1 protein-coding gene is annotated in these 231 nt (G+C 42.9%); it reads left to right on the forward strand.

The window, feature by feature from the left end; translation table 11 throughout:
- Positions 1 to 231: hypothetical protein (locus R0J87_RS25235; protein ID WP_498889763.1), on the forward strand; the 231-nt coding region annotated here is incomplete at both ends.

Raw genomic sequence — 231 nt, forward strand, 5'->3', positions numbered from 1 at the left:
CTAGAAGCAGAACAACAAGATCCAGACTATCTTCTCAGCGTATATGACGCACAAATTCGGAGTTTAAAAGCTCAACTCGCAGAACGAACGAATCGCGCCCAACGCACTAATATTAATGCTCCTGCTGAAGGTCAAGTATTACGCATTCACCAAGAAAGTGAACAATATGTAGAAGCAGGGTTACCCTTATTAGAAATTGGCAATCCCCAAGATCTGGAACTGGTGGTTGAT

It is taken from the genome of Halomonas sp. SIMBA_159, assembly GCF_046536035.1.
GTDB classification, from domain to species: domain Bacteria; phylum Pseudomonadota; class Gammaproteobacteria; order Pseudomonadales; family Halomonadaceae; genus Vreelandella; species Vreelandella venusta_A.